The organism is Microbacterium sp. (assembly GCF_011620715.1).
Classification (GTDB): Bacteria; Actinomycetota; Actinomycetes; order Actinomycetales; family Microbacteriaceae; genus Microbacterium.
On record NZ_WOYP01000066.1, the window covers coordinates 1 to 8070 of the forward strand.

Annotated in this window: 7 protein-coding genes and 1 pseudogene; 7 read left to right on the forward strand and 1 reads right to left on the reverse strand. The window is 64.5% G+C overall.

Translation table 11 applies throughout. The features are described from left to right. The 4 genes and pseudogenes from QZV84_RS11450 to QZV84_RS06035 all read left to right on the forward strand — a co-directional run. Positions 1–144 (forward strand): annotated as a pseudogene (locus QZV84_RS11450) (thioesterase family protein); the annotation flags it as partial. 181 nt (positions 145–325) lie between these two features. Beyond that, positions 326–1102, forward strand: coding sequence for an electron transfer flavoprotein subunit beta/FixA family protein (locus QZV84_RS06025; protein WP_292826838.1), 777 nt, complete (start codon positions 326–328; stop codon positions 1100–1102). Between the two features lie 5 nt (positions 1103–1107). Next, positions 1108–2094, forward strand: coding sequence for an electron transfer flavoprotein subunit alpha/FixB family protein (locus QZV84_RS06030; RefSeq protein WP_292826841.1), 987 nt, complete (start codon positions 1108–1110; stop codon positions 2092–2094). Between the two features lie 553 nt (positions 2095–2647). Continuing rightward, positions 2648–3553, forward strand: a complete 906-nt coding sequence (locus QZV84_RS06035; protein WP_292826843.1) for a cytochrome b/b6 domain-containing protein — start codon at positions 2648–2650, stop codon at positions 3551–3553. An 84-nt stretch (positions 3554–3637) separates the two neighbouring features. Here the strand turns inward: QZV84_RS06035 and QZV84_RS06040 are convergent, their stop codons facing one another. Next, positions 3638–4492, reverse strand: a complete 855-nt coding sequence (locus tag QZV84_RS06040) for an SDR family oxidoreductase (RefSeq protein ID WP_292826846.1) — start codon at positions 4490–4492, stop codon at positions 3638–3640. Between the two features lie 260 nt (positions 4493–4752). Between QZV84_RS06040 and QZV84_RS06045 the strand changes: the two genes are divergently transcribed. The 3 genes from QZV84_RS06045 to QZV84_RS06055 all read left to right on the forward strand — a co-directional run. Beyond that, a complete protein-coding gene (locus QZV84_RS06045) occupies positions 4753–6012 on the forward strand; it encodes an acyl-CoA dehydrogenase family protein (protein WP_292826848.1) in 1260 nt (419 codons plus the stop codon). Positions 6013–6096: 84 nt separating this feature from the next. Continuing rightward, entirely contained in the window at positions 6097–7239 is a 1143-nt protein-coding gene (locus tag QZV84_RS06050) for a thiolase family protein (RefSeq protein ID WP_292826850.1), read from the forward strand. A gap of 72 nt (positions 7240–7311) precedes the next feature. Further along, a partial coding sequence (locus QZV84_RS06055; protein WP_292826853.1) for an SDR family NAD(P)-dependent oxidoreductase occupies positions 7312–8070 on the forward strand: 759 nt, incomplete at its 3' end.

The window sequence follows — 8070 nt, forward strand, 5'->3', positions numbered from 1 at the left end:
GAGCCGAAGGGCCAGTGGATCGGCTTCGAGACGACGGCGAGCTTCGGTCCGACCGGCATGGGTTTGACGAGTTCGATGCTCTACGACGAGGAGGGCACCCCGTTCGGCGGCATCCACCAGATGAACACGGTCCGCCCCCGCTGACCGTGTTCGACTGGCGACGCCGGGCGTTTCCGCCGCTGACCCGTGCGTCAATTGCTGACCCGTGCGTCAATTAGAGTGACTCACCGGTAAGTCAACTAACGTGGGAATGTCTTCCACACAGAACGGCGACCAGGGTGCCACCGCAGGCGCCGACGACTTTGAGAAAGATCAGGAGCTCCCGATGAAGATTGCAGTGCTGGTGAAGGTGGTGCCGGACACCTACGGGGATCGAAAGCTCGATCTCGAGACGGGGCTGGCTGATCGTGCCGCCTCGGAGATAGTGCTCGACGAGGTGTGCGAACGCGCCATAGAGGTTGCTTTGAAGTACGCAGACACGAGTTCCGACACCGAGGTCACCTTGGTCTCGATGGTTCCCTCAGCGGCCACCTCCACGCTCCGCAAGGGTTTGGCTATGGGCGCGAACTCCGCTGTGCAGATCGTCGATGACGCGCTCACGGGTGCCGATCTGACCCTTACCGCCGAGGCTCTCGCGGCGGTGCTCAGGCGCACGAGCTTCGACCTCGTCATCACCGGCAACCAGTCCACCGACGGGGTGGGCGGAGTGATTCCCGCCATGCTGGGCGAGCTACTCGACATGCCGGTGATAACTTCGCTCAACTCGGTTCAGATCACCGCCGATTCGGTGTCCGGCGACCGCACTCTGGAGGGGGGCACGATGACCGCCTCGGCCTCACTCCCGGCTGTCGTCTCCATCACGGAGCAGCTTCCTGACGCGCGCTTTCCGAATTTCAAGGGCATCAGCGCGGCTAAGAAGAAGCCGCTTGAAGTGCTGTCGCTCGCCGACCTCGAGGTGGATCCGTTGGATTCGAAAGCGGCGCGGTCGATCATGATCTCCATCGCGGCTGCGCCGCCGAGGTCCGCCGGAGTGAAGATCGTCGACGAGGGCGACGCGGGCTCGCAACTGGCCGAATTCCTCATCAAGAACCGACTGACGTAAAGGAAATGGACGTGTCAACTATCGCTTCGGATTCGGTTCTGGTTCTGCTGGATGTCACGCCGGCAGGGGTCCTGGCCAAGTCGTCGGCGGGCCTGCTCGGCGCCGCCGCAGCCGTGGGAACTCCTGTCGCGCTCATCGTCGCGCCCGATGAAAACGCCCAAGTGCTCGCCCAGGCTGCAGCTGATGCCGGAGCTGCGACGGTCCTGATCGCCGGTACCGGGCAATCTGACCTGTTCACACCGACGGTGGACGCATTGGCCGCGGCGTCCGAGCTGGTGCGCCCGGACGCGGTGCTTGTGTCGCATTCGATAGATGGCCGTGCCGTTGCGGGCGCGTTCGCGGCCCGCGCACGGTCTGCGCTGAGCGTCGATGCCGTCGAGGTGAGCAGGGACTCGGAGGGAATCGTCGCCGGCCACTCGATCTATGGCGGTGCCTACAACGTCGTGAGCGCAGCGACATTCGGTGCTCCGGTCATCACGGTTCGCCAGGGATCGATCGATGCGCGCGCGGAGTCGAAGCCTCTCACGAGCATTCCGCTCGATGTGCCGGCATCCGGCAAGCCCGCTGCGAGGATCGATGCGCAGGAGGCGGTGATCTCGACCTCGTCCAGGCCCGAGCTGCGAGGTGCTGCGAAGGTCGTCTCCGGAGGGCGTGGGCTCGGCTCCGCCGATAAGTTCTCGCTCGTCGACGAGCTCGCCGACGCGCTGGGCGCCGCAGTCGGAGCATCGCGCGCCGCTGTCGACGCCGGATACGTGCCGCAGACCTCCCAGGTAGGGCAGACCGGTGTTTCCGTCTCGCCGCAGCTCTACATCGCATTGGGCATCTCGGGTGCGATCCAGCACCGCGCGGGGATGCAGACCGCGAAGACGATCGTCGCGATCAACAAAGATGCCGACGCGCCCATCTTCGACATCGCGGACTTCGGAGTCGTGGGTGATGTGTTCAAAGTCGTCCCGCAGCTGATCGAAGCGATCCAGGCGAAGAAGAGTTAGCGCGGTGGCGACCTATACATCGAGCTGGCGTCGCGGCCTGCCCCGGGAACGCGGTGGGGAACCGTGGCCGCCGGCGGGTCTTGCATCCGAGGTCCACGCCCCGCCAGCCCCTTCACCTGCGGCGACGGTTTCGACAGTGCCGGATGATTCGGCCATCGTCGGAGGGGTGACCTCAGTGCGACGGGGACTGCCTCGCACCCCCGGGGGGGACCCGTGGCCGCCCGCGGAGTTCATCGCTGCGGTGGTGAACGAGCGAAGAGCACCCGCGGCGACGGTTTCGGCAGTGCCGGATGATTCCGGCATCGTCGGAGTGGTGCGCCCTGTGCGCCGAGGGTTGCCTCGCACCCCCGGTGGCGAGGCGTGGCCGCCGGCAGGGTTCACCGCTGCGGTGGTGACCGAGAGAAGAGAACCAGCGGCATCTCCCGCTCCGTCGCTCCCGCAGGAGTCGGCCCCCGTCGCGCCTGCAGTTGCTGCTGCTCCACGGGTCAGTGGTGGCCGACCCGCGACGAAGCCCGAACCGAAGCCCGAACCGAAGCGCTATGGGCCGTTCACCATGAAGCAATGGGTGGGTGCCGGCATCCTCGTCGGCTTCGCATTGCTCGTGCTGGCGACAATGGCCGTGCTGTTCACGCGCTGGCTGGTCTCGGTGCCGTTCATGCGGGATTTCCTTGAGACCTATCCCGGCGAATACGAGCTCCCTGAAGGAGCTCCGGTCGGGTTTCCCGCCTGGCTCAACTGGCAGCACTTCCTCAACGTCTTCCTCATGGTCTTGATCATCCGGTCCGGTCTGCAAGTGAGGTTTCAGAAGCGTCCGGACGCCTTCTGGACACCTCGCTGGAACAAGGACCGAAAGATCAGTCTCACCATCTGGTTCCACCAGTCGCTCGACATCCTCTGGCTGGTCAACGGGGTGATCTTCGTGATCTTGCTGTTCGCGTCCGGTCAGTGGATGCGGATCGTCCCCACGAGCTGGGAGGTGTTCCCCAACGCCCTCTCGGCAGTCCTTCAGTATGTGTCCCTCGACTGGCCGACGGAGAACGGCTGGGTCAACTACAACTCCATCCAGCAACTCACGTATTTCCTCGTTGTCTTCGTGGCTGCCCCGTTGGCGGCCGCAACCGGTGTGCGGATGTCGGGCATTTGGCCGAAGAACTCTCCGCGGCTCAACGCGCTCTATCCGGTCGAGTGGGCGCGGGCAGTGCATTTTCCGACGATGATCTTCTTCGTGCTGTTCATCGTGGTCCACGTGACACTGGTCTTCGCCACGGGAGCGTTGCGAAACCTCAATCACATGTACGCTGCCCAGGGCTCGACCGATCCGACGGCGCTGGCCGGGAATTGGACCGGATTCTGGATATTCAGTGCGTCGATGCTTCTCATCGTCGGGGCCTGGATCGCCGCTCGACCGCTGGTGCTGGCACCGATCGCTCGGCTTTTCGGCACGGTCAGCTCCCGCTGACACTCTCTCTGGCCGACACTCTCTCTGGTCGGCGCAGGACCCCGGATCGTGGAAATGCTGGTGGGCAGGAAAGCGCGGTGGATGTCAGGCGGTGGGGGCGTTGGTCAGTTTCTTCATCACGTCACCGAAGATCTGCCCGATCTCGGGGTCGGGGCGACCGACGCCGCCACCTGCGACCCAACCCCCGTCGACGACCAGATTCGCACCGGTGACGTAGTCTGCCTCGTCGGAGCACAGGTACACCGCTGCCATGGCGATGTCCTCAGGACGCCCGACGCGAGGGTTCAGCAGTGCACGTTCGACAGGTGCGCGCCCGCCGGCCTCCAGCAGCGGTCGTGTCGCAGGGGTGTCGATGAACCCTGGGGAGACGGTGTTCACGCGGATGTTCCACGGTGACAGCTCGACGGCGAGATTGACTGTCAGGCGCAGGACGGCGGCTTTGGCCACGTTGTGCACGAGGTTGCCCGCGACGTTCCCAGGCATGGCCGAGCCGACCATCGCAGCGACTGAGCCGGTGTTGAGGATGGTGCCGCGGCCCTTGCGCTGGAAAACCGGCAGTGCCTTCTGGATCGCCAGGAACAGGATCGTGACCTCATTGGTCATGTCGAAATCCCAGTCCGCGCGGCTCAGCGACTCGATGGTGCCGCCGCGGACACCTGAGGCGTTGTTGTAGAGGATGTCGAAGTCGCCGTATTGCTCGACGGCGAAGTCGATCCAGCTTTGCACCGCCGATTCGTCGCTCAGATTCAGCGGTTGCATCGAGACCATCTCACCTCCCTGCGCACGAACGAGCTCGACGGTTTGCTCGGCGAGGTCCGCTTTGAGATCACAACCCACGATCCTGGCGCCTTCGGCAGCGAAGGCGAGCGCGGCCGCCCGGCCCTGGCCGTCCGCCGTGCCGGTGATCAGGGCCACCTTGCCCTCCAGCCGTCCCGCCATGAAGTACTCCTCTTTGAGTAGGTTGGGTCAGGTCCCCGGACCGATGTGAAGATCTCAGTGACGAGGCGCCTTGTTGGCTGCATGTTACGCCGCCAATCCACAGGTGTAAATGACCCCACGAAGAGGCTGGTTGCACAACGATCACCGCGAAACCGATCCGCGGGGGTAGTCGGACGATTGACCCTGTCGGGTGGCGACGACTGCATTGACAGTTCCCTCGACTGTCGATAGCGTTATGAACTAGCCGGTTAGTTTCCAGAATGGCGATTGCTGAGGTCGATGTGGACTTTCAAGATACCTCCGAAGAAGCAGCGTTCCGTGAAGAGGTGCGCGAATGGCTCAAGGCCAACGCCACCCCGCGGGGTGGCGGGGGCGACAGCCTGTTTTCAGAGCGAGATGACGACGCTGAGTATCTGGCGCGTTCTCGTGCATGGCAGGCGAAGAAGTTCGATGCGGGCTGGGCGGGCATCACCTGGCCGAAGGAGTACGGCGGCCGTGGCGGCACTCCGATCCAGCAGATCATCTGGAGCCAGGAAGCCGCCCACTACGACGCGCCCGACGGCGTGTTCGGGATCGGGATCGGCATGGGGGGTCCGACCGTCATCAGTCACGGCTCGGACGAGCTGAAGGCTCGCCTGTTGCCGCGGCTGTTGCGTGGCGACGACATCTGGTGTCAGTTGTTCAGCGAGCCCGGTGCGGGCTCGGACGTGTCCGCCTCGCGCACCCGTGCCGAGCGCGACGGCGACGAGTGGGTCGTCAACGGGCAGAAGGTGTGGACCAGTGGCGCCCACTACTCGAAGTGGGGCATGCTTCTGGCTCGATCGGACTTCGATACGCCCAAGCACAGGGGTCTGACCTATTTCATGCTCGACATGGAGAGTCCTGGGGTGGAGGTGCGGCCGTTGAAGCAGATGACGGGCGGCGCGAACTTCAACGAGGTGTTCTTCACCGACGTGCGCATCCCCGACGCGAACCGGGTCGACGAGGTGGGCAACGGCTGGCGGGTGGCTCTGACCACGCTCATGAACGAGCGCATGAGCATCGGCGGTTCCGCCGGGGGTCTGGGCTCGACCGACATCGAGGGACTCATCGCCCTGGCGAAGACGCAGAAGTTGAATGGGAAGCCGGCGATCGAGGACCCGGTGATCCGTCAGGATCTCATGCAGCTCTACATGTGGGCTGAGGGCCTTCGTTTCACCGGCTACAAGTCGCTCACCGCGCTCTCGAAGGGTCAGATCCCGGGCCCCGAAGGCTCGATCGGCAAGCTTGCGGTCGCGAGGCTCGGCACCCGGGCCGCCGATGTGGCACTGGCGATCATGGGCGGTGATGGAATGCTGCACCGTGCCGACGCCGAGGACCACGGCAGCTGGCAGCTGTCACTCCTGGGCAACCCCGCAATGAGAATCGCGGGCGGGTCCGACGAGATCCAGCGCAACATCATCGGCGAGCGGGTCCTGGGCCTGCCGGGGGAGCCCCGGCTGGACAAAGACCTGGCATTCAAGGACGTCGCAAGCGGCTGACCGCCGGCGCGACTCTGGCCCCCGATATACCTTGATCATGGGTCGGCCCGGACCGGACCGACTGCTTCAGTGAGGAAGCGAGCTATGCGCGAAGTTGCAGTTGTTGGTGTGGGAATGTCTCCGTTCGGCGCGAACCGCGGAGTGACATTGCGGGAATTGGTGTACCACGCGGGCGTCGAAGCCCTTGCGGATGCGGGGTCGACCTTCAAGGACGTCGGCTCCGTCTTCATGGGCTACATCAACTCTCCGATGATGTCTGGCGTCCGATTCGCGAAGGAGTGGGGACTCACGGGCGCGCCAGTCGTGCATGTGGAGGACGCATCCGCCACGGGATCGGTGGCATTCCGCGAGGCCTATCTTTCGGTGGCAGGCGGCGCTGCAGAGACGTCGATGGCCGTCGGATTCGACACGCTCGAGCAGATGGCGGTGCCGGGCATGTCGCGTTTCTCGGTGGAGGGCGCGATACTGCCTGCGGGGTTCTTCGCGATGTGGGCACGGCGGCGGATGCACGAGTATGGAACGACGCTCGACACCTTCGCAGAGATCGCGGCGAAGAACTGGAATCATGCCGCGTTGAACCCGAATGCTCAGCGTCGTGCTGACCATCAGGTCACCGCCGAGGAAGTGTTGAAGTCCCGGATGATCGCGGATCCTCACACGTCGATGATGTGCGCGGCGGTGGGATCCGGCGCTGCGGTGGCGATCCTCACGACCGTAGAGAACGCGCGGCGACTGCAGCCGGGACGCCCGGTCATCAAGGTGGAAGCGTCGGTGCTGCAGAGCGAGCAATACGTGCCCGGTCACGTGTTTCTCGGACCGGTGGTCGGGCCCTCTGAGATGACGCGTACGACTGCGCAGCAGGCGTACGAGGAGTCGGGCCTCGGTCCGCAGGACCTGGACCTGGTTCAGGTGCACGACGCATTCCCGGTGGAGGAACTGACGTACTACGAGCTGCTGGGAATCTGCGGCGACGGAGAGGGTGACCGGCTCGTCGCGGAAGGAGCGACCCGTCTGGGTGGCCGGATTCCGTTCTCCACGGACGGCGGGCTGATCGGGCGGGGGCATCCGGGCGGGCCGACCGGACTCGCGCAGATCTGGGAGACGACTCTGCAGTTGCGCGGAGATGCCGGCGACCGGCAGGTAGCTGGTGCACGCGTGGGACTGAGTCACATGGTCGGCGCCGGAAGTGTGTGCTGCGTCACCATACTCGGTCGTCACGACAGCTGATATATAGAGACTAGGCGGGCGCATAAGGTCGCACCGCCCCACAGGGCCAAAGCCCGACACGAAAGGAAGATCATGGCACGCCTAGACGGCAAGGTAGCGATCGTCACCGGCTCTGCTCGAGGAGTGGGTCGCGCCCACGCGATGTTGCTCGCCTCCGAGGGAGCTAAGGTCATCGTCAACGACCTGGGTGGGGAGTGGGACGGTACCGGGGCGGACTCCCGTCCGGCTCAGCAGACGGTCGATGAGATCAAGGCCGCCGGTGGCGAGGCCACAGCCAATTACGACAATGTCGCAAGTTGGGAGGGTGGCGAGAATCTGATCAAGCAGGCACTCGAGACCTACGGTGACTTGCACATCCTCATCAACAACGCCGGCATCCTCCGCGACCGCACCGTCTTCAACATGACGGAGCAGGAGTGGGATGCGGTGATCAACGTCCACCTCAAGGGTCATTTCGTGCCCACCCGGTTTGCGACGGCGTACTGGCGCGAGAAGGCGAAGACCTCCGGGGAGTCGGCAAACGGTCGGGTCATCTTCACCTCGTCGGAGGCGGGCCTGTTCGGCAACGGCGGTCAGTCGAACTACGCGGCAGCCAAAGCCGGTATTGCATCGCTGGGTATCGTGGTATCGCGAGAGATGAGCAAGTACGGCGTCACGGCGAACAACCTTGCACCTCGAGCGCGCACTCGCCTCACCGAAGGCACGTTCGGTGAGTTCAAGCAGGAGGAAGGTGCGTTCGACTCCTGGGCTCCCGAGAACATCTCGCCGTGGGTTGTCTACCTGTGCTCCGACGCTGCTGCACACATCACCGGCCAGACGTTCATCGTCGGT